The following is a 20,685-nucleotide window of genomic DNA, read 5'->3' on the forward strand; positions in this document are numbered from 1 at the left end:
ACTTTGTATTTTTACCACGTTTTGCCCCTCTCAAGTTATTGCCACGGGTGAATGTGAGGGGGCTCTATTATTTTCTGAATGAATAGTCATTGACCGAGCAGTAAACAAAATAACAAAAAAACGCCAATATTGGCGTTTTTTTATACGATCATTGCGTTAAGAAAGGTTTATGTTCATTTCAGATTCATAAATTTAATAACCTTGAACTTTTATGAAACTCTATTAAGGCAACATTGCTAAGTAAGTTGATGGATTCTTACGTTGACCATCTTTAACTACTTCATAATGTAAATGTGGTCCTGTACAACGACCTGTACAGCCCACGTTAGCAATATGATCACCAGCAGAAACCTGGTCACCTACACGAACTAATAAACGTGAAGCGTGTGCATAGCGTGTTAAATAACCATTACCGTGGTTGATTTCAACATATTGTCCATAACCTGTACCCCAACCTGATTTAGTTACAATACCAGGGCCAGTTGCATAGATCGGTGTACCACTTGGTGCCGACATGTCTAAACCACCATGATGCTCTGCACGACCACCCATGGTACGACCACCAAAGTTAGAAGAAACACGTACGCTATCTGGAAGAGGATGAGAAACTAACCAAGAATAAGGATTTGAAGAAGAGGCATTAAAAGAATTTTTTGCAGTCGTATGGCCATATTTTTTTGCCAGTGAGTCATTATTGAGCTCAACTGTTTTAGGACGTAAAGTGACTGAAACTTTAGCACTCGCCGGAAGATCTAAATCATCAGGATGTGTATATGAACCTTGAGATAATGTTTTTGATAACTGTTCCAATCGATCTGAATCAGTAGATTGGTTAATATTTTGATAATCTGCAAAAGCAACCGATGCAGCCGAAGCGGCAAGTGAAAACGCTAATAAAATACGACGCGTGTGCATAAAAACCTCTTGAAACTGTTCTTACTCAAGTTCCTTATGATCTCTTCCTTGATATCAGTTGAAATGAACGCTTAAGATTAGGACAAGAAATCATTCGAGAACGATCAATGTCTAAACCCGATAACGTTTTTCAACAATCCGGAAAACACATAAAAACAGGAAACCTTACGTTTCTAACAACGCAAGTCGCGCAATGGCAAAGACTTACGAAAATAATCCAACCCTTATTGCCCCAACCGGAACAATGGCAGGTTGTGTGTTATCAAAATGGCACTTTAATTATTACTGGTGAAAATCAGGCAATGATTAGTCAACTCAGCTATTTACAGAGCCAATATATATCTAAATTATCTCAACTCGAAGGACTAAAAGACCTACAAAGAATTCAAGTTCGCTTAAGAAATAAAACTATTCCTACAGCGCCCCCATCTGAGCCTTCTAAATCCATCCCCCCGGAAACACAAGAAATGTTACGTAGTGCTGCCGACTTCGTGAGCGACCCTAAGCTTAGCCAAGCTTTACTACGTTTGGCAAGCAATAAAAAATGATGAGCTTTCTATTCCTTAATTAGAATCGTTCTTATTATGTGATTAAAATCACAGTTTTTATTGTTACATTATAACATAGCCAAATAAAGACAATGACTTATGTCACACTCACGTATGGAATTGGACAGTCTTTCTCGTCATTAAATGTTACAATTTCATAATTACTCGGATCACTTTGAACATTGCGTAATAGCTGATTATTTAAAGCATGTCCTGATTTATAGCCATCGAACTTGGCAATAATTTGATGACCAAGTAAATACAAATCACCTACTGCATCTAAAATTTTGTGACGAACGAATTCATCGGCAAATCGTAGGCCTTCTTCGTTCACAACACCTGTATCATCTACACCAATGGCATTGTCTAGACTTGCCCCTAAAGCTAAATTATTTGCTTTGAGGTAATCTAAATCCTTCATAAAACCAAAAGTACGTGCCTCACTGACTTCATACACAAAGGTTTCAGTAGAAAAATCGATAGTCGCAGATTGATATTCTTTTGCAAAGGCAGGATGATCAAAATCAATCGTAAAGTTGAGTTGAAAACCATTATGTGGTCTAAAAATCGCTTTTTTATCATCAATTAAAGCTTCAACTGGCTTTAATATTCTTATAAATTTTTTCGGGGCATCTTGTTCACGCAAGCCACCTTGCATTAACAAATAAATAAATGGTCCAGCACTACCATCCATAATGGGGACTTCAGATGCTGACACTTCTACAATTAAATTATCAATTCCTAAACCAGCAATCGCACTCATCACATGCTCAATGGTACCTACTTTAATATCGCCAGTAACAAGGTTTGAACACATGAATGCTTCTTGAATCAGCAATGCATTAGCAGGAATATCGACAGGTGGATTTAAATCGATACGGCGAAATACAATACCTCCATCCACGGTATGTGGAATGAAATTGATCATCACTTTTTGACCGCTATGAAGACCTATTCCACTCGCTTTTACCACACGACTGAGAGTACGCTGTTTCACCATGCTTTGTAACTTCTTTTTTAAAACCGCTATACGTTAGCATATTTAGTCATTGATCAAAAATAAAAAAAGGCAGTGTTTATACACTGCCTTTCGATAGATTGTACGCTAAATTACTTACGTTGCTGATTTTTCAAGTAATCTTGAATACTCATTGGCGAAGAACGCGGTGATGAACTTGGTGCATTATTCACATCATTTTCAGCATTTTGACGCTTATTAATTGCTGGAACATCATCTTCATCTACAGATTGTGCAGATTGAGTTGCTGTATGACTTACAGTATTACGCTTTCTTGGTTCTGCATCAGCTGCATTACGTGTTAAACCAGTTGCAATCACAGTTACACGTAATTCATCACGCGCATCTGGATCAAATACTGTACCGTAGAAAATCTCGCCTTCATCAAGGTCAACAATTTGGTTAACCACATCAGTAATGATTTCAGTTTCTCGTAACGTGATGTCATCACCACCTGTAATATTAATTAACACGCCTTTTGCATTAATAATATTCACATTATCAAGTAGTGGACTACGGATGGCTTGTTCAGCAGCTTGACGAGCACGGTCTTCACCACGGCCTAAACCAGCACCCATCATTGCATAACCGCGAGTACTCATTGCAGTTTTCAAATCGGCGAAGTCAAGGTTAATGTGACCACGGTTAACCACAAGGTCAAAGATACTACGTACAGCGTTTAATAATACATCATCTGCCTTTTTATAGGCATCTTTCATTGAAATATCACCATACACGCTTAATAAGCGTTGATTAGGAATAATAATCAATGAATCAACATGTGCTTCAAGCGCTTCAATACCACGCTCAGCAGATTTTTGACGACGACGACCTTCAAAGTTAAATGGCGTTGTTACAACACCAACAGTCAAAATCCCCATTTCTTTAGCAACTTCGGCAACAACCGGAGCTGCACCAGTACCTGTACCACCACCCATACCAGCGGTTACAAATACCATGTCAGTTCCTTCAAGGTGCTGACGAATAATTTCACGGCTTTCTTCTGCGGCAACCTGACCTACTTCAGGGTTAGCACCAGCACCTAGACCACGTGTACTTTGCTCACCTAACTGAATTTTGAAAGGGGCATTCATACAGTCAAGTGCTTGTTTATCTGTATTGGCACAAACGAATTTAACACCCTGAATATCAGACTGTACCATGTGCTGAACGGCATTACCGCCACCGCCACCTACACCAAATACAGTGAAACGGGCTTGACCGTTGCCATCGTTTAGTTCATCTTCTATAAATTCAAATGAGGCCATGACCTTTAGGGTTCCTAATACATTATGGCAGTCACTTCAGCCCGTATACTGCCTTGATTTTCAAAAATAACTAATTTTAAGAATGCTGTGCAATACAAACCTTGTCAAGTACAGTGGTTTTCTCTTACAACTTCCTAACAATTCTACCAATAAATCCATACATCCTAAAAAATGGCTTTAAGTTTGCTATTAAACGCATTCCAGCCATTCACCATTCGTTCCCATACCGAACGGTCATTCCCCTCTTCAGGTTCCTCAACAGCTTCTTGTAATTCGCTTTGGCTAAACATAAGCAAACCAGCTGCTGTCGCATACATTGATCGGCGTAATGCAGCCTGATGCTGATCATCAGCATACACCTGTAATGGTGGATTACCTAAATGAGCAGACACACCCAGCATACGACGAGCCAAACTTACCATACCTTCGATTTGACAAGCATCGCCTGTCAACACTACACCATGATACAGGCCATGGATTGCACCGCTTTGTTCGAGTTCTTCGCGAATCTGGCTAAAAATCTCTTCATAACGCGCAATAATAATTTCTGATAACTCAATACGACTAATCGTTTGAGGGCCATCAATACCCTGAACTTGAATCATATGGTCAGGCTTAACAGCACTTAGATCAACACAGCCATGCAGAATTTTAATGCGTTCAGCTTCTTCAGTAGTTGTTTGCAACACAGCAGCAATGTCACGTGTCACATGCTCACCACCACGTTGTAATGTACGTGCTAAAGCCAAACGGCCATCTAAATAAACTGCTAGGTTGGTAATACCTGCACCAATATCAACTAAACAAACGCCATATTCTTTTTCATCTTTCAGCAAACTTGCTTCAGCCGTAGCCAAGCAAGAGACCACCATTTTCTCAACACCAATGTTCGCACCTTTCATAGCACGATCAAGGTTTTGCATAGTGGCAATCGGCATCATCATGAGCTGATAGTGGCCAGTCATGCTGTGAGCAGTCATATTGATTGGGTTTTGGACCCATTCTGCAGAATCACCTAACTCAAACCCGAGTGGCACTGCACTCGCTAGATAGTAGTCTGAAGTCACATGACTTGCTTTTGCTAACTCTAATGCACGGACAACTTCATTGGTTGTAATCACATGTGCTGGGTTAGCAACAGGTGTGCGTCCAGAAGCATAGAAACTTTGCAACTCGGTACTCGGAATAGATACCCACGCACTATGAATGCGACATTCGGCCATATTTTCCGCTTCAGCAACGGCGTTTTTAATCGCAGCAATGACTTTATCGAGACTTACAATTTTTCCTTTGTTCATGCCTCGATTGCGAGCAGTTGCCATACCGATAACCTGAATGTTATCCGGCGCATGAATTTTTCCAATCAAAACTGAAACTTTATGCGTCCCAATGTCAATCGCAACAACTGAGGGAACAGCTTCACTCATCACTCATACCATTTCTTTGTTGTCTAATACCAGGCAAATTGCCTATTTTAAAGCCACGTATTATGGCTTTGCTTTTGCACCACCTGCAATGCTTGTGTCATCACTCGTTACAACAAACTGACCATTCACAATTTTAGGTGGGGTTGCATTCTTCCATTGAATAGATAATCCATTACGATATCGCAAATCAATGGCTGAGATTTTCGTCCACACAGGTTTTAGGTCAGATTGTGCCAAGTGACTTAAACGTTGCAATTTATTCATTGTTTGATCTTGGTCAACAATAATTCGCAAACCAGAATCAAACTGCATAAACCAAGTCATTCGCTCTGTTAGATATAACTCTTTTAAACGCAAATTAACAGGATGGAATAACTGATTAATTTCATTATAGCGTCGCATCATCATTTTAGACTGGCTTACCGGACCATGTAACAGCGGAAGCTCAGGATGAAGTCTCGGTTCTGCCTCACTAAATACGTCACCACCATCGCTTAATAAGCGACCTGTTCCCCAACGGGCGATCGCATGGCGAGGCATCACACGAACACGAATACCATTTGGCCAGGCACGAGATACGACAACTCGGTCTACCCATGAAATTTCTAATGCTTTATCACGAATCTGCTCTAAGTCAGACGTAAAGTAATTATCTTTTACAATCGGCTGCACATATCGCATCACTTGCTGATTCTCAACCGGAGTTGTTGAACCTACCACCTCAAGCTTTGCGACAGTTGCATCAGTAATAACTTTATATAGACCGTAAATTCCGACCGCCAAGACTAAAAAGGCAATAACCAACAGCACCCATCCGCCAGCATTGGCAAGCTTTTGCTTGCGCGTAGGCGGTTTTTCATGAATGGAGGTAATCGCCGCACGTTTACGGCGCATGGAAGCCGGAAGTTGTGCCATATTTAAGCCGTACCTTCCAATGTTTGCTCAAGAATTGCAACACACAATTCATCAAAGCTATAGCCCACGGCTTTAGCAGCTTTTGGCACAAGTGAATGGCTGGTCATACCCGGCACAGTATTTACTTCTAGAAGCCAGAAATTACCTTGCTCATCCTGCATTGCATCAATACGGCCCCAACCTTCTGCACCTACAGCCTGAAAAGCGCGTAAGCATAAGGCTTGTAGTTTTTTCTCTTCGGTTTCGCTAAGACCACAAGGAATGCCATATTCGACATCATTGCGTTGATATTTTGCTTCATAATCATAAAAAGCAACATCTGCTGGTGGCTGCAAACGAATAACAGGTAACGGCTGGCCATTTAAGAATGAAATCGTAAATTCGCGTCCCGTAATCCATTTTTCTGCCATGACAACAGCGTCGTGCTGAGTTGCCTTTTCAATTGCTGCTGCAAAGTCTTCAGCCTTTTCAACCTTACTCATGCCTACACTTGAACCTTCATGTACAGGCTTGATAATGACAGGTAAACCTAATTCAGCAATGACTGAGTCTAGATCTGTTTCTTTAGTAATAATGCGATACGGTGCAGTTGGTAAGTCACTACCTTGCCAGATTTGCTTGGTTTTGACCTTATCCATGCCTATTGCAGAACCTTGTACACCCGTTCCTGTATAAGGGATGTTTAACCACTCAAGCACACCTTGGATTTGACCGTCTTCGCCACCACGACCATGCAATACAATAAATGCACGGTCATAGTTTACAAGTTCAGTTACGCTACGGTCTTGCGGATCAAATGCCTCAGCCTGAACACCTGAACGTAACAAAGCGTCCAGAACTGCCTGACCACTATCTAAAGACACAGCACGCTCAGCCGATTTTCCACCAAGTAACACAGCAACTTTGCCGAATTTTGTAGCATTTGACACGTTTAAATCCTTAACCCGATAATTCAATACTTTTTGTTTATTTCACATACAAATGGTGCTGTGCAAGTTCTACTGAAATTGCTCCCACGTTACCTGCACCTTGCGTTAATAACAAGTCATTTGGTTGTAACACATTTTGCATGATGTTTTGCAAATTACCTTCAACCGGATCAATTAAAATCGGCTCAACCTGACCACGCAAGCGAATACTACGCGCCAAAGTACGGCTATCTGCGCCAACAATTGGTTTTTCTCCAGCCGGATAAACTTCTAGTAATAATAATTGGTCGACTTGAGATAAAACTTCAATAAAGTCATCAAAACAATCACGAGTACGAGAGTAACGGTGTGGTTGGAAAAGCATCACTAAACGACGGTCAGGATGACTTTGACGAGCAGCTTTAATCGTAGCTTCCACTTCTTTAGGGTGATGTCCATAGTCATCGACTAATTTCACATTACCTTCACCAAGCTCAAATTCACCTTGTACTTGGAAGCGACGTCCAACACCACTAAAGCCTTTTAATGCACGGCTAATTGCTTCATCGGAAACACCTTCATCAGTTGCAACACCAATCGCAGCCAACGCATTTAAAACATTATGTAAACCAGGCTGATTAATGGTTAAACGCAATGGCTCACGGCCTTTACGCAATACCGTAAAGTGCGAACGCATGCCATCTTGTTCTACATCAATTGCACGGATGTCATTATCTTCGTTAAAACCATAAGTAATAACTGGACGACCTACACGCGGCAAAATCTCACGAATATTTGCGTCATCACCACAAACTACAGCTAAGCCATAGAATGGCAAGTTATGAAGGAACTGTACGAAAGTATCTTTTAATTTATCAAAACTGCCTTCATAGGTGTCCATATGGTCAGCATCGATGTTGGTCACAATCGCTGCCATTGGCTGCAAATAAAGGAAAGATGCATCCGATTCGTCAGCTTCAGCAACAATAAAACGGCTTTCACCAAGTGCCGCATTTACGCCTGTACTGTTAAGTAAACCACCGATCACATAAGTTGGATCAAGATTTTCTTCAGCCAACATTGTAGTTAATAAACTTGTTGTCGTGGTTTTACCGTGTGTGCCTGCTACCGCAATACCATGACGGTAACGCATAAGCTCACCGAGCATTTCTGCACGGCGTACGATTGGGGTACGTTGCTCAATTGCGGCTTTCACTTCCGGGTTTTCTGGATCAATAGCCGTTGAAACAACAAGCACATTGGCGTTTTTAATATTTTCTGCTTCGTGTCCAATATAGACCTTAATGCCATTTTCTTCTAATTGTTGTGTAGTTTTTGAAGCTTTAATATCTGAACCGGAAATTTTATATCCTTGGTTAGCTAACACCTCAGCAATACCACACATACCTGCACCGCCAATACCCACAAAATGAATATGTTTGATACGGCGCATTTCAGGCACTTTAATCAATTTTTTTGCTTGGTTTGCAGCTGTTGTTGGAGACATAGTAAATCCGATTACATTTTTTGAATAAGATCAACCACATGCTGAGTTGCATTTGGTTGGGCATGTTGACGCGCTTTCACTGCCATTTCTGTAAGCAATTGGCGGTTCATCAACGTAGTAAACAATTGATTTAAAACTTCTGGTGTCATGGTCGATTGCTGGCAAATTTTTGCAGCTCCGACATCGGCCAGAAATTTGGCATTTGCAGTTTGGTGGTCATCTACCGCAATTGGAAGCGGCACAAAAACTGCTGCAACTCCAGCGGTAGCAACTTCTGTCACAGTTAAAGCGCCCGCACGGCAAATAATCAGGTCTGCTTCGCTATAGGCTTTTGCCATATCTTCAATAAAAGGCAAAACCTGTACAGTTAAATTTGCTGGCGCATCTGCGTACAAAGCTTGAGTTGCCTCAACCTGTTGCTGACCACATTGATGGAAAATATTCAATGGCACTTGAAGTTGTTTTAATGCCGGAGGTAAACGTTCATTAAGTGCTTTTGCACCTAAAGACCCACCCACAATTAAAATATTTAACGGCTTACCCGCTTGCTCACGCTCATCGTAGCGCCATTTGGGGCTTAAAATATCTGTAATTTCGCGGCGTACCGGATTTCCGGTAGTCACTACTTTTTCGCTCGCAGGAAAAGTATTTGGGAATGCTTCGCATACTACTTTAGCTACACGTGACAACTGTGCATTGGTAAAACCGGCAACTGCATTTTGCTCATGAATGAGAACAGGAATACCTAATAAGCGAGCAGCCAGACCACCCGGTCCTGCAACATAGCCACCAAAGCCAGCTACTGCATCAACTTTAAGCTGTTTCATATAGCGCATCGCGCTAAAAGTTGCTTTTAAAATTTTAAAAGGCGCAGCAAGTTTACGGATGACTCCGTTGCCACGTACGCCTTGAATATCAATTTGATATATTGGAATATTTTGATCTTTTAATAACCGATTTTCCATACCTGTTGGCGTGGCTAACCATGAAACTTGACAACCTTGCTGTTGAAGTTGTTTGGCTACGGCGAGGGCTGGAAAAACATGTCCACCAGTACCGGCAGCCATCATCATGACATGTTTAGGTTTGCTTTGCTGTGAATCTGTCACGGTCTAATTCTTCAACTCAAAAAACAATGGAAATTGTCATCTATTTTTGTAGCCGTTTATTTTAATCCTAAAGCTTCATTAACGAAAAGCGAATTTCACTCGTTTATAACAGAAAGATGTGCTTTTTTGAAAATATGCCTACAAAGCGCTAGCGTATTTCATATTGTGGTTTTATTAATTGATATATTTTTAGGTGATTTCCCAGCATTCGCTTAGGAAATCACTCAAACTGGATTATTGAGCAGGACGACCCGCTTCTAATACGTCAAATAGATCATCGGCAATCGATGTACCAAATTGAGCATCAATTTCACGAATACAGGTTGGGCTAGTGACATTAATTTCAGTAACATAATTACCAATCACATCTAAACCTACAAAAACCAAACCTTTTTCGCGTAAGAAAGGCCCGATTTTCGCTGCAATCTGCTTATCATTTTCAGTAAGTGGTCGTGCTTGACCTAAACCACCTGCCGCCAAATTACCACGCACTTCACCATTTTGTGGAATACGAGCTAGGCAGTAAGGAACAGGTTCGCCATTTACCATTAAAATACGCTTATCCCCTTCTACAATTTCAGGAATATAACGCTGTGCCATAATTGGACGAGTACCTAATTCTGTCAGCATTTCCAAGGTAGAACCAATATTTACACCGTCTTGGTATAAACGGAAAATTCCCATCCCACCCATACCATCAAGTGGCTTAACAATCACATCGCCATGTTCCTTAATAAATTCACGAATCAGGCTCTGCTGTGATGTCACAAGTGTAGGCACTTGTAGCTCTGGAAACTGCGTAGCAAAAAGTTTTTCATTGCAATCACGCAGTGATTGAGGCTTATTAATAATCCATGAGCCTTCACGCTCAGCTTGCTCAAGCACATAAGTCGTGTAGACAAAATTCATATCAAAAGGCGGATCTTTACGCATGAGTACAACATCATAAGCCGCGATCGATTCTTTTTTCTTTTCGCCCAACTCATAATAATGGCTGTAATCTTCAAAAACTTTTAACGGAGAGATTAGACCGTAAGCTTTACCTTGATCGATATATAAATCTTGCTGTAATGCATAACCTAATTCATGTCCACGACGGCTCGCCGCCCACAACATTGCCATGGTTGAATCCTTTTTCAGATTTACGGTTTCAATCGGATCCATGACGACAAGTACACGCATGCTCAAGCTCTTCTTAAAATTTAAATTAGTATGAGTATAACTGAGATTTTTCACTCGTTTTTCTTAATTTCAGTAAAACCTTATCTGTTATTTCTTTATCTTGAATTCAGATAAATTCAGTTAAACTAAGGTCATAAAATATTATTTTTTAAAGGCTAAAGATGAAACTTTATCGCTATTTAACAGGCCCTGATGACTCTGCTTTTTGCGCACGAGTCACCAAAGCACTCAATCATGGCTGGGAATTATATGAAGCACCCACCATGACCTTTAATGGCACTCAAGTGATAGTGGGCCAAGCAATTTGCAAAACGATTGATGAAAACTATGATCCAGAAATGGATATTGTAGATGTGCTCAAAAACAATGCTTAACTCTAAGGGTGTTTTTTAATAATGAAGCACCCTCTTCAAACCTCTATTCATAAATAAAACTAATCATTTCAATCAAGCAATTATTCATCACATAAATTATTTTTTTAAAATCAACAATTAAAAATCTATCACGATAATTTTATAAGCAATAGTTCTTTTATTCTAAACAATTAAATGATTATAATTATCATTTATACTTTTATTTTTGTTAATTGACTTTATTTTTATGTTAAAAATTTCTATATCATCTCCCCAAATTAAAAGCTCGTTCCCACTTAGCCTACTCAGTTTAATGATCTTGAATATTCAAGGTGCCTACGCAGAGGAATTAGCGGACTCATCTTCAAAAGTTGCAGCAGTCATGCCAACTATAAAAATTGAAGCGATGAGTGAACTCGATCCCATCAAAAGTTATATCGACTATGACAAAGCCAATGTCACACGTAATGGTTTAGACAAAAAAGATATTCCGCAAACTATTGATACTATTGATGTTCAAAAATATAAAATTTATGGATCAAATGACTTAAGCGTCATGCTGCAAGGTACACCAGGCGTATCAACCAGTTACGATATGCGCGGCGATGGGATCACGATTCGTGGTTTTGGTGCAGACACAGGCGATATTTACCGCGATGGTATACGTGAAAGTGGACAAGTACGCCGCAGTACAGCCAATATCGAACGTATTGAAATTTTAAAAGGCCCTGCTTCGGTTTTGTATGGTCGTAGCGCTGGTGGTGGGGTTGTAAATATGGTGAGTAAGTTTGCCAATTTTGACTCTAAAAGTTCAGTTGGCGCATATGCGGGTTCATACGATAATTACGGAACAACGGCTGACATCAACCAAGTACTTAACGACAATTTAGCAGTACGTTTGACTGGAGAATATGGCGAGGCAGGCAGCTTCCGCTCAGGTATTAAAAATAAAATTGAGATGCTCTCTCCAAGCTTTACCTATAAAAATGACGATGGAACACTCACTTGGACCACACAATATACCTATGACAAATTAGGTCGAGTTCCTGACCGTGGGCCAACGCGTGAAAATCTACCTGCAGGTACATCTATCAAAACAGGATTTGCCCAAGATGACGATTATGTTGATGATATTTTGCAAGTGGTCCGCACCGATGTAAATTATGAATATGCACCTGACTGGAACTTCCACTGGGCAGCGAGTTACCGTCAAGCAGAACAGAACTTTGACCACTTTTATTTTGGGACTTATTGTGGGTTAGATGGCAAAGATTTAAAAGGCAAAACCTGTACAACAAAAAAAGGCTATATCAATCAAATTTACTACTGGCAACAAACCAGCAATAAGACCACCACCAATACCTTTGATATTAAGGGCAAGTTCAAAATAGGCTCGCTTGAGCACCAAATTATGGTCGGTACAGACTGGACCTATGAGCAACGAGAACCACGTCTAGCCAATAAGACTCAAAACGGTTCAGCCATTTATGGTTATGTTAATCCGCTCACTGGTGAACGTGAATATAGTCGTGGCAATAGCCCTCTTTTAATTAGCCAACATAACTACAATGAAGGTACCACTTATGGTGTATTTGTTCAGGATTTAATTGGTCTAAATGACCAACTTAAACTCATGATGGGCCTACGTTATGATTACTTTGACTTTTCAACTACCAATAAACTTAATAATGATCATCGTAATGTAAAAGACAGTAGTCTTAGTCCAAATGTGGGTTTAGTCTGGCAACCCGTTCCAGAACATAGCTTTTATACGTCTTACTCTAAGAGTTTTGCACCATTTGGCGGACAAATGGGTGTTAACCAAGTTACTGGGAGCACCGATGTCACAAAAATGGATAAAGAGCCTCAATATAATGAGCAATATGAAGTGGGTGTAAAAAGTGAATGGTTAGATAATCGGTTAAATACTCAATTTTCTGTCTTTGATATTCGTAAAAATAATATTCGCTATAAACCAAACCCAGACAGTGAGCCAGATGTATGGGCAACTGCGGGTCAGCATCAATCTCGTGGTCTCGAATTTAGCTTTATTGGGCGTGTACTTGATAATGTCTTTGTTCGCGGTGGGTATGGCTACACAGATGCAAAAGTAAAAGAAGACAAGCAAAATCCTGATCGTGAAGGCAACTATTTAGCAAACACATCTAAGAACACAGGTAATTTATTTGTTCGTTATTTACCAACCGAGCAGTGGTATACCGAAGTAGGCGTAACCTATGTCGGTTCTTATTATCCAAATATTAATAATCAAGTAAAAATGGAAGGCTTCAATCGTGTCGATGCAGCAATTGGCTATAGTGCCGACCCGTGGAATGTCACACTTGCGGTAAATAACCTAACCAATAAAGAGTACTGGCGTTCAGACAGCATGCCAGGCACACCACGTAATGTGTTATTGCGTTTAAATTATCAGTTCTAAGTAAAAATATTAAAAAGGCATACCCCTATTTTAGAGGTATGCCTTTTTATTTTTAGATGCCGTATTTTTCACGGTAAGCTTGCATATTAGCTAGCGCTTCTTTTTCGCCTTTCGCTTCTAAATAATCCATTAAATCTTTCATGGTAATTAGGGCGTGCACAGGAATTTCTAATTCTTTTTGAACTTCCTGAATTGCAGAAAGTTCACCTTGACCACGTTCTTGACGATCTAGCGCAACCAAAACACCCGCAATAGTTGCACCGGCATTTTTCAAAATCGTTACCACTTCGCGAATCGCTGTACCTGCGGTAATCACGTCATCAATAATCCAGACTTTTTTACCTTCAACCGCAGCACCAACTAAAACACCACCTTCGCCATGATCTTTCGCTTCTTTACGGTTAAAACCCCATGGCACGCTCTTGTTATGTGTTTGCGACAAAGCAACAGCAGTGGCAGCTACAAATGGAATACCTTTGTAAGCTGGGCCAAAAATCACATCAACATTTTCGCATTGTGTTAATTTATCGGCATAGCCTTGCGCTAAAAGAGATAAAGCTTCACCATCGTTGAGTAGGCCTGCATTAAAAAAATAAGGACTCACGCGTCCAGATTTTAAAGTAAACTCACCAAATTTAAGCACACCGCGTGATAATGCGAGTTCGATAAATGCTTGCGGGTGAAATGACACAGGCGTTGTCATGAGGTGCTCCAAATTCACAATTGAGGTTAAATTTTCGCATGATACCAAAGGATCAGTATCCAAGTGATGTAAAAATTCTTCGAGTCGTTTCCATTAACGTAAATGGCTTACGTTCTTCAGTGACGAAAGGCTTACTTGAATGGTTAGAACAATCCGATGCCGATGTCGTATGCATGCAGGAAAGCCGCATTACCCATGAACAATGGACTGAGAAATTTAGACCCGAGGGATGGCATACCCATCTCTTTCCAGCAGAGCGTGCAGGCTACGCAGGTACTGCAATTTATAGCCGCTTACCCTTTGTCTCTATTAAAGATGGTTTAGGGTTTGAATTGGCCGATAGTCAAGGCCGCTTCATTTCTGCCGAATTCGATTTAGGTTTGTCACATCCCGTACATATTGCATCATTATACTTACCTTCAGGCTCAAGTGGTGAAGAAGCGCAAGCACGTAAAGATTTATTTTTAGGTGAATACGCCAAAATCTTAAAACAATGGCGTGATGAGAATAAGTCCATCATTATTTGTGGCGATTACAACATTGTTCATAAACGGATTGATATTAAAAACTGGTCGGGCAACCAAAAGTCGTCTGGCTGTTTACCACATGAGCGTGCTTGGCTTGATCATATTTATGATGAACTTGGCTATGTAGACACCTTCCGTGTGGTAAGAACAGAAGCCGAATTGTACTCATGGTGGTCAAATCGCGGACAAGCACGTGCGAAAAATGTAGGTTGGCGTATTGACTACCAAGCATGTTCACCAGACTGGAAAGCACGCACAGTAAATGCATGGGTTTATAAAGATCAATGGTTTAGCGATCATGCTCCAGTTATTATCGACTATAAAATTCAAGATTAAGTGAACAAGTGTTCACTTGCATTGTCGTTTTTGCTTACAACACATGTCGTTTTTGAGTATTTTTCTTACACACGTTTAACGGCATTATAGCCCCACGGCACAGGGAAGCAGTCAGGATGACGCAAAAGGATAGGACGCCGTAGGAAGATAAAATAAACTTAAGATAAGTTTATTTGCAAGGATGTGACAATGGACGTTGAAATGAGACCCGCATGATCAGGATGATTAAATGCGGGTTTTCTCTTTTCTATCTCTTATTTTTTGCGCTAAGTTCTTTTAGTTTTCTAGATTCTTCTTATTGAGTTCATTATTACCTTGTCTTATGACAATAACATGACATTCTTTATTGTTTTAATCATTATTTTTCATTTGTTTTAAAAGTATCGGTATAAAGTAGTGCCCAAATGCATTTTGGGTTAGGCTGTGTGTTCTTTCTTTTTGACATGGTCCGATAAAATGTTAAAAATTTATGGTATTAAAAACTGTAATTCAATGAAAAAAGCATTTGATGCCTTACAAGCAAAAGGTTTGAGTTACGAATTTCACGACTATAAGAAACAAGGGATTGATGCCGATACCTTGAAAATCTGGTTAAAAGAAATTGGACAAGATACCGTTCTCAACAAGAAAGGTACTACGTGGAAAAAACTATCTGAAGATGAACAAACTCGTGCTTTAAGCAGCGAAGATCATCTTATTGAAGCACTTATTGCTCAGCCAAGCTTAATTAAACGACCAGTTCTACAGACCTCTAAAGGTTTTCTGGTGGGTTTTGATGAAACTGCCTATCAAAACTTAAATGCATAAAAAAACGAGCCAAATGGCTCGTTTTTTTATTCACAGATTTAGTTGGCACGAATCCACGTTTGGTTACGGCCCAATGCTGAAACACCAATATAGCCGCGTAATTTAAGCTTTTTACCACCCTCAGCCAACTCACCTTTTAATTTGTAAGTTTTGCCAGATTTAGGGTCTAAAATTGTACCGTTTTCATAACTGGTACCACCTACATTTTTTAGATTATGTACAATGGTCACACCTTTAAGCGGTTTGTTTTTATACGGACCTTCACATTTTGTACAAGAGTTTTCTTCACCTGGTGTCAAAATGCTTTGAATGGTTGCAGTTAAGGTTCCATCCTTCTGTTCCGTAAACTTTACTACGGCTTTGGGCTTATTGGTTTGGTCATCAATCGTTTTCCATACCGTTCCGTTTAGTGGGTCAGCCGCATTGGCAAATGCAGCCATACCAACAAGTCCTAAAGCTAAAGCAATCTTTTTCATTTTTGTAATATCCTTGGGTCTTTCAAGACTTCAGTATTCAAAACTCGCAACGATATTGCAATTTTTGAATGTGACTGTTTCGTGTAACCTTGTAACCTTGAAAAATAAAATTTATAGGGAAACAAGTTATTAACATAAGCGGATACTATATGAATATACCAAACGTTTTAAAATATTATTTAACAGAAACATTTCTTAAAACAGCAATTCGCAAACCAAGTCAGTTGAATTTACCTCCAACTGCTTTACGCCCTATGCTTGAACAACTTTGCCGAGCATTTCCAAAACAAAAAAATGTAAGTGTTCGTCCGATCCGACTTGCTGGTGTAAAAGGTGAGGAAATTAAAGCTCAGGATTCAGCAACCCAGCTTATTTTTCATATTCACGGCGGCGCTTTTTTTCTGGGCAGTGTAAAAACCCATCATGCATTTATGACGGATTTAGCTGCCCGCACCCAAATGCAAATCATTCATGTGGACTATCCACTTGCACCGGAACATCCATATCCTGAAGCGATCGAAGCATTATATGACGTATATCAATCATTATTAGTTCAAGGTATTCAGCCCAAAGATATTATTTTATCGGGCGATTCATGCGGGGCTAATTTAGCTTTGGCACTTTGCTTGCGTTTAAAAGAACAACCCGAACTCATGCCAAGCGGTCTAATTTTATTGTCACCTTTCTTAGATTTAACCTTAACCAGTGAATCTTTAAGATTTAACCAAAAACATGATGCCTTGCTTTCTCTTGAAGCTCTGCAAATAGGTATTCAACATTATATTGGCAACCATATTGCAGCAGATGACCCACGTGTTTCGCCTATTTTTGATAACTTAGAAGGTTTGCCACCGACTTTAGTACAGGTGGGTTCTAAAGAAATTTTATTAGACGATGCAAAACGCTTTAGAGAAAAAGCTGAAGAAGCAGGTGTCAAAGTACATTTTAAACTTTATACAGGCATGTGGCATAACTTCCAGATGTTTAATGCTTGGTTCGACGAAGCAAAACATGCGATGGCAGATATTGCCGAATTTGCTCATGAACTTGATAAAACTTAATTAAAATGAATGAAGTGATGAGTTTGAAATACCTCTCACTTCATCTTATTTATAAAAACTTTAATCTTAAGGTTTAATGAGTGAATCATGGTATGTTTAGGTTATGAATCATTCAAACTCCCCCATTTTAGGATGATCTGAAGAAGAGATATCACTATTTAGGAGTTCCTTTATTATTATGAAAATTCGTTTAATCACTCATCCTATAAATAAAATAAAACAGGTGATTCTCGAATTCATCCATAACAATCATATTATTAATTGGACCCCGTTACAAAAAAGTGCACTGATGCTGACCCTCGCCTGTGCAATGAATTTCAGTTGGATTTTATGGAAAGGCTATATCTTAATAACGCCTAGTGTCTGGCAATGGTCAAATTTACCTTTAGTCGAATCACAGCTCTGGCTCAACTTATTGACCTTATTTTTATTAGCTTTGCTGATTATTCCGTGTTACCGCTATAAAGACCAAGACTGGGCTCAAAAAATTGTTCCTCTTATTAGCGTGCAAGCCTTTATGCTCATGCTGTGTCACGATGGTTATTTAATAGGAAGTATCAGCCCAGCCACAATGGTCGGTTATGTAGGTACGATTGGCGTAGGTTTAGTTTTATTTGAAAGAAAAATTGTTTATAGCGCTTTTATACCAGCAACAATTATTTTAGCCGTGTGTACTTATTTAAGTATGAATGGGGTTATACCCTACGCTCCACTATTTAACTTCACGGCTATCCGACATGCTCAAACCAATCCATTTTGGTTAGGGAGTATGCTTTTTTTTATTATGCCGATTTTAGTGGCGTGCTTTATTTTATTTGAAATTCTACTAACTCAATGGCGCCAAAGAGAAACTTATATTCAACGCTTAAGCCAGATCGACCCATTAACTAATGTATTAAATAGACGCAGTTTAAATGCTCATCTTGAAACACTGCACGAGCAACAATTCGATTATGCTTTAGTCCTTCTCGACATAGACCATTTTAAAAAAATTAATGATGTATATGGACATCATCAGGGCGATCAGGTCCTGATTAAAATTGCTCAATGTCTTTCTGAAAATTTACGTAATGAAGACATCATTGGTCGATTTGGTGGAGAAGAATTCATTTTATTACTCCCTCATACCGACATTATTCAAGCGGAAAAAATTGCGGAACGTTGCCGACTTGCCTTACAAGGGTTATCTATTTTCAATAATCAGAATATTCAGATTCATGTGAGTGCAAGCTTTGGAATTAGTAGCTCTGCTTTTGCAAACGATCCCTACATTGTGATTCGACAGGCCGATGAGGCACTTTATGCGGTAAAAGCTTCAGGGCGTAATCAAGTCCGCACTTTTCAACAAATACCACATATAAAATCAATTTGACTATTTAGCTTTCGATAAGCTTGCAAGCTGTTGCAAAAGCTCTTGCTGACTAAAGGCACCTGTTAAACGCAAAGAACGAATTTCTTGTTGTTGCTTATTTAAAAAGAGATACGTTGGTGGTCCAAGAATATTCCACTGCTTGAGTAGAGCTTCATGTGACTGATCATAATGGCTCAAATCAAGCTTAATGAGGTAGTAAGGCGCAAGAGCTGACTGAACTTCTGGTGCTTTTAAAATACGATGCTCAATAGGCTGACAAGCCACACACCAGTCTGCATAGACATCAACGACAATAGCCCGATCAGCAGGCGCTGCTGCTAAAATTTTCTGAAAGTCTGCGGCTGTAGTTGCAACATGCCATTCAGCCATATGGTCGGAACTTTGCAAACTTCGATTTTGAAAATGCTGATACTGGTTATAAGCAACAAATGGCGTTACCAATAAAAGTAGTAAGGCATATAGCCACTGTAACTGCCCTTTTTTCCAAAAGAACTGATACAGCGCATAAATAATAAAAGCCAGCCCTAGCAATAAACTAAGCACTTGCATGCCCCAATCTGGCAATAAAGGGCGAATAAAATAAAGACTTAATCCTAACATCAGAAAAGCAAAAATTACTTTAATCTGATGCATCCAGTCACCTGCTTTAGGTAAGAACTTTGCACCTAAAACACTGGCAATGAGTAAAGGAATTCCCATCCCAAAACCTAGACAGAATAAAAGCAAAGCACCTTGCCATTGGTTCTGGGTTTGAGAAATAAATAATAAGGTTCCAGCTAAAGGTGCAGTCATACATGGACCAACCAAGAGCGCAGAAACTACGCCCATGACCCCGGCACCAACCAAAGTACCACCTTGTTGCATAGACTGAATACGATCAAGCCGATTTAACCACGTTTGCGGTAAACGAAGCTCAAACAATCCAAATAGATTCAGCGCAAAAACTACAAACAGTAAACTAAACGCGATAAGCGTAGCAGGCTGTTGTAACCAGCGTTGGAAATTTAGCCCTGCTGAAGAAGCAATTAAACCTAGACCTGCATAAACCAATGCCATACTACACACAAAGGTAAGCGCAATGGTCCAAGCCTTTAAACCCTTATGCTCTCGAATAATCAGTGAGGTTAAAATTGGCAACATTGGTAAAGAACATGGCGTAAATGCAAGCAGCATGCCTAAACCTAAAAACAATAAAACACCATACCAAAGTGAGTGTTCAATTAATTTAGCTGACCAAATCTGGTCTTGTGCAATTTGGGGAGCGGCCGCTTCAGCTTTATTTTCTGAACTTGTCGGATCTTCTAAAGGTTCTTGAAATACTGGTTTATTTGCCAAATCTAATAAGCGTTTCTGTGCTGTTCCTGCTTGATTTTGTACACCAACCAGACCATCTGCATCGGTTTGAAACTCAATAGTTTGTGGTGGATAACAAATACGGTCTTTGGCACAGCCTTGCCAAGTTACAGTGTAGTGCTCTGAAGGTTTAGTCTTAATCTGGAAGTTGACTTGATGGTAATAAACCTGACTTTGCCCATAGTTCTCATCATATTGAGAAACGGCTTTAGGCAAATTTAAAGCTAAAGGTTGATTACCCTGCTGGACAGTAAATTTATGCTGATACAAATAATAATTTGGCTGAATCTGCCACGATAACTTTGCGGTATGCGATTGTGGCGATTCAACCGAAAATGAAAAAGCCTGTTCGGGTGAAAGTAGCTTATCTTCTGCAAAAACAAACTGGCTCAATACAAAACTAGCAGCTGCTAGAAAATAAATAATTCCCTGAGAAATAAGCTTTTTCATTAACATCAAT

Annotated in this window: 19 protein-coding genes; 7 read left to right on the forward strand and 12 right to left on the reverse strand. The window is 39.7% G+C overall.

The window, feature by feature from the left end; translation table 11 throughout:
- Positions 1-222: 222 nt before the first annotated feature.
- Complete coding sequence (locus MKL35_RS08595) at positions 223-915, reverse strand: M23 family metallopeptidase (RefSeq protein WP_002053809.1); 693 nt, start codon at positions 913-915, stop codon at positions 223-225.
- A gap of 107 nt (positions 916-1,022) precedes the next feature.
- On the opposite strand from MKL35_RS08595, the gene MKL35_RS08600 reads away from it, so the two are divergent.
- Positions 1,023-1,463 (forward strand): DciA family protein, encoded by a 441-nt coding sequence (locus MKL35_RS08600; protein WP_004711488.1) that lies wholly within the window; start codon positions 1,023-1,025, stop codon positions 1,461-1,463.
- Between the two features lie 97 nt (positions 1,464-1,560).
- Here MKL35_RS08600 and lpxC read toward each other — a convergent pair whose 3' ends face one another.
- The 8 genes from lpxC to gshB all read right to left on the reverse strand — a co-directional run bounded on the left by lpxC (position 1,561) and on the right by gshB (position 10,797).
- Entirely contained in the window at positions 1,561-2,463 is a 903-nt protein-coding gene (lpxC, locus tag MKL35_RS08605) for a UDP-3-O-acyl-N-acetylglucosamine deacetylase (RefSeq protein WP_002053908.1), read from the reverse strand.
- A 110-nt stretch (positions 2,464-2,573) separates the two neighbouring features.
- Positions 2,574-3,749, reverse strand: coding sequence for a cell division protein FtsZ (ftsZ, locus tag MKL35_RS08610; protein ID WP_002053783.1), 1,176 nt, complete (start codon positions 3,747-3,749; stop codon positions 2,574-2,576).
- Between the two features lie 164 nt (positions 3,750-3,913).
- Positions 3,914-5,176, reverse strand: a complete 1,263-nt coding sequence (gene ftsA, locus MKL35_RS08615; RefSeq protein ID WP_002053865.1) for a cell division protein FtsA — start codon at positions 5,174-5,176, stop codon at positions 3,914-3,916.
- Between the two features lie 60 nt (positions 5,177-5,236).
- Positions 5,237-6,091 (reverse strand): cell division protein FtsQ/DivIB, encoded by an 855-nt coding sequence (locus MKL35_RS08620; RefSeq protein ID WP_004884912.1) that lies wholly within the window; start codon positions 6,089-6,091, stop codon positions 5,237-5,239.
- 2 nt (positions 6,092-6,093) lie between these two features.
- A complete protein-coding gene (locus MKL35_RS08625) occupies positions 6,094-7,020 on the reverse strand; it encodes a D-alanine--D-alanine ligase (RefSeq protein ID WP_000063661.1) in 927 nt (308 codons plus the stop codon).
- A gap of 37 nt (positions 7,021-7,057) precedes the next feature.
- The gene (murC, locus tag MKL35_RS08630) at positions 7,058-8,506 is read right to left on the reverse strand and encodes a UDP-N-acetylmuramate--L-alanine ligase (protein WP_004884918.1); all 1,449 of its coding nucleotides are present in this window, start codon (positions 8,504-8,506) and stop codon (positions 7,058-7,060) included.
- 11 nt (positions 8,507-8,517) lie between these two features.
- A complete protein-coding gene (gene murG, locus MKL35_RS08635) occupies positions 8,518-9,615 on the reverse strand; it encodes an undecaprenyldiphospho-muramoylpentapeptide beta-N-acetylglucosaminyltransferase (RefSeq protein WP_000132437.1) in 1,098 nt (365 codons plus the stop codon).
- Between the two features lie 234 nt (positions 9,616-9,849).
- Positions 9,850-10,797, reverse strand: a complete 948-nt coding sequence (gene gshB, locus MKL35_RS08640) for a glutathione synthase (protein WP_032011027.1) — start codon at positions 10,795-10,797, stop codon at positions 9,850-9,852.
- 161 nt (positions 10,798-10,958) lie between these two features.
- Here gshB and MKL35_RS08645 point away from each other — a divergent pair, with 161 nt between their 5' ends.
- Complete coding sequence (locus tag MKL35_RS08645) at positions 10,959-11,171, forward strand: DUF1737 domain-containing protein (protein ID WP_004711478.1); 213 nt, start codon at positions 10,959-10,961, stop codon at positions 11,169-11,171.
- Positions 11,172-11,397: 226 nt separating this feature from the next.
- Positions 11,398-13,590, forward strand: a complete 2,193-nt coding sequence (locus MKL35_RS08650) for a TonB-dependent receptor (protein WP_032011030.1) — start codon at positions 11,398-11,400, stop codon at positions 13,588-13,590.
- A gap of 52 nt (positions 13,591-13,642) precedes the next feature.
- Here the strand turns inward: MKL35_RS08650 and pyrE are convergent, their stop codons facing one another.
- On the reverse strand, positions 13,643-14,293 hold the full coding sequence (gene pyrE / locus MKL35_RS08655; RefSeq protein ID WP_000211303.1) for an orotate phosphoribosyltransferase: 651 nt from the start codon (positions 14,291-14,293) through the stop codon (positions 13,643-13,645).
- Positions 14,294-14,331: 38 nt separating this feature from the next.
- On the opposite strand from pyrE, the gene MKL35_RS08660 reads away from it, so the two are divergent.
- Both MKL35_RS08660 and MKL35_RS08665 read left to right on the forward strand, forming a co-directional pair.
- Positions 14,332-15,156: an exodeoxyribonuclease III gene (locus tag MKL35_RS08660; protein WP_006582457.1), complete on the forward strand. Its 825-nt coding sequence runs from the start codon at positions 14,332-14,334 to the stop codon at positions 15,154-15,156.
- Positions 15,157-15,612: 456 nt separating this feature from the next.
- A complete protein-coding gene (locus MKL35_RS08665; RefSeq protein WP_002053925.1) occupies positions 15,613-15,963 on the forward strand; it encodes an arsenate reductase in 351 nt (116 codons plus the stop codon).
- A 38-nt stretch (positions 15,964-16,001) separates the two neighbouring features.
- On the opposite strand, the gene MKL35_RS08670 is transcribed toward MKL35_RS08665, so the two are convergent.
- Positions 16,002-16,439: a DUF2147 domain-containing protein gene (locus MKL35_RS08670; protein WP_002053814.1), complete on the reverse strand. Its 438-nt coding sequence runs from the start codon at positions 16,437-16,439 to the stop codon at positions 16,002-16,004.
- 149 nt (positions 16,440-16,588) lie between these two features.
- On the opposite strand from MKL35_RS08670, the gene MKL35_RS08675 reads away from it, so the two are divergent.
- Both MKL35_RS08675 and MKL35_RS08680 read left to right on the forward strand, forming a co-directional pair.
- Positions 16,589-17,500 carry an alpha/beta hydrolase gene (locus MKL35_RS08675; protein ID WP_004884930.1) on the forward strand — a complete coding sequence of 304 codons (912 nt, stop codon included), beginning with the start codon at positions 16,589-16,591 and terminating at the stop codon, positions 17,498-17,500.
- Between the two features lie 178 nt (positions 17,501-17,678).
- Complete coding sequence (locus MKL35_RS08680; protein WP_031953553.1) at positions 17,679-18,872, forward strand: GGDEF domain-containing protein; 1,194 nt, start codon at positions 17,679-17,681, stop codon at positions 18,870-18,872.
- Here the strand turns inward: MKL35_RS08680 and dsbD are convergent, their stop codons facing one another.
- Positions 18,873-20,681: a protein-disulfide reductase DsbD gene (gene dsbD / locus MKL35_RS08685; RefSeq protein WP_032011032.1), complete on the reverse strand. Its 1,809-nt coding sequence runs from the start codon at positions 20,679-20,681 to the stop codon at positions 18,873-18,875.
- Positions 20,682-20,685: the final 4 nt, after the last annotated feature.

The organism is Acinetobacter sp. AOR41_HL (assembly GCF_027854645.1).
GTDB lineage: Bacteria > Pseudomonadota > Gammaproteobacteria > Pseudomonadales > Moraxellaceae > Acinetobacter > Acinetobacter nosocomialis.

Coding starts and splice junctions, on each gene's coding strand:
- murC (WP_004884918.1), bottom strand. CDS start 8,506: ATGTCTCCAACAACAGCTGCAAACCAAGCAAAAAAATTGATTAAAGTG.
- lpxC (WP_002053908.1), bottom strand. CDS start 2,463: ATGGTGAAACAGCGTACTCTCAGTCGTGTGGTAAAAGCGAGTGGAATA.
- gshB (WP_032011027.1), bottom strand. CDS start 10,797: ATGCGTGTACTTGTCGTCATGGATCCGATTGAAACCGTAAATCTGAAA.
- MKL35_RS08670 (WP_002053814.1), bottom strand. CDS start 16,439: ATGAAAAAGATTGCTTTAGCTTTAGGACTTGTTGGTATGGCTGCATTT.
- MKL35_RS08595 (WP_002053809.1), bottom strand. CDS start 915: ATGCACACGCGTCGTATTTTATTAGCGTTTTCACTTGCCGCTTCGGCT.
- ftsZ (WP_002053783.1), bottom strand. CDS start 3,749: ATGGCCTCATTTGAATTTATAGAAGATGAACTAAACGATGGCAACGGT.
- MKL35_RS08620 (WP_004884912.1), bottom strand. CDS start 6,091: ATGGCACAACTTCCGGCTTCCATGCGCCGTAAACGTGCGGCGATTACC.
- MKL35_RS08675 (WP_004884930.1), top strand. CDS start 16,589: ATGAATATACCAAACGTTTTAAAATATTATTTAACAGAAACATTTCTT.
- pyrE (WP_000211303.1), bottom strand. CDS start 14,293: ATGACAACGCCTGTGTCATTTCACCCGCAAGCATTTATCGAACTCGCA.
- MKL35_RS08650 (WP_032011030.1), top strand. CDS start 11,398: ATGTTAAAAATTTCTATATCATCTCCCCAAATTAAAAGCTCGTTCCCA.
- MKL35_RS08600 (WP_004711488.1), top strand. CDS start 1,023: ATGTCTAAACCCGATAACGTTTTTCAACAATCCGGAAAACACATAAAA.
- MKL35_RS08645 (WP_004711478.1), top strand. CDS start 10,959: ATGAAACTTTATCGCTATTTAACAGGCCCTGATGACTCTGCTTTTTGC.
- dsbD (WP_032011032.1), bottom strand. CDS start 20,681: ATGTTAATGAAAAAGCTTATTTCTCAGGGAATTATTTATTTTCTAGCA.
- MKL35_RS08680 (WP_031953553.1), top strand. CDS start 17,679: ATGAAAATTCGTTTAATCACTCATCCTATAAATAAAATAAAACAGGTG.
- MKL35_RS08660 (WP_006582457.1), top strand. CDS start 14,332: ATGATACCAAAGGATCAGTATCCAAGTGATGTAAAAATTCTTCGAGTC.
- MKL35_RS08665 (WP_002053925.1), top strand. CDS start 15,613: ATGTTAAAAATTTATGGTATTAAAAACTGTAATTCAATGAAAAAAGCA.
- ftsA (WP_002053865.1), bottom strand. CDS start 5,176: ATGAGTGAAGCTGTTCCCTCAGTTGTTGCGATTGACATTGGGACGCAT.